At 60.9% G+C, this 865-nt stretch carries 1 protein-coding gene; it reads left to right on the forward strand.

From position 1 onward, the window contains the following. Positions 1-262 precede the first annotated feature (262 nt). Positions 263-865: extracellular solute-binding protein (locus EN969_RS33255; RefSeq protein WP_127419864.1), on the forward strand; the 603-nt coding region annotated here is incomplete at its 3' end.

The raw sequence follows: 865 nt of genomic DNA on the forward strand, positions 1-865 counted from the left end.
CAAGAGTTCACTCCCCGATTTTCGCGTCTCGGCGCTGATTTGTTACGTGGCCGGCGAAATAATGTCCAAGCCAAACTGTCGGCAAATCACGAAAGTTTGCGGCACCGCCGAACCGTGAGCATCACGCGGAATTGTCCGTTCGGCACCGACCTTTGCACGTCAGCGACCGATTGACGCACATCAACAATGTTGACTATAGCTGTCATGTATCGATAGGTGCAGCCGTGACAGACCCAGGACCCCCGAAATCGAGGACAATGCCATGAAATACGCTCTTTCCACCCTCGCCGGCGCCGCCGCGCTGGCAATCAGCCTCATCGCCGGTCCGGCAAAGGCGGAAGAGGATGGCATCATTGTCTACAACGCCCAGCACGAAAGCCTGACCAAGGCGTGGGCCGAAGGCTTCACCAAGGAAACAGGCATCAAGGTCACCGTGCGCAATGGCGGCGACAGCGATTTCTCCAACCAGATCGTCGCCGAGGGCGCTGCTTCGCCCGCAGACGTCTTCCTGACCGAAAACTCACCGGCCATGGCGCTGGTCGAAAGCGCCGGCCTGTTCGCGCCGGTCGACGCGGACACGCTGGCGCAGGTTCCCCAGGACTATCAGCCGGCCAGCGGCAAATGGGTCGGCGTTGCCGCGCGCAGCACGGTCTTTGCCTATAACAAGACCAAGCTGACTGCCGACCAGTTGCCCAAGTCGATGCTGGACCTCGCCGATCCGAGCTGGAAAGGCCGTTGGGCCGCCTCCCCCTCGGGCGCCGATTTCCAGGCCATCGTCAGCGCCCTGCTCCAGCTCAAAGGTGAAGCCGCTACCGCCGACTGGCTGAAGGCGATGAAAACCAATTTCACCGCCTACAAGGGCAAC

This window comes from Mesorhizobium sp. M7A.F.Ca.CA.003.01.2.1, assembly GCF_003998945.1.
GTDB classification, from domain to species: Bacteria; Pseudomonadota; Alphaproteobacteria; order Rhizobiales; family Rhizobiaceae; genus Mesorhizobium; species Mesorhizobium ciceri.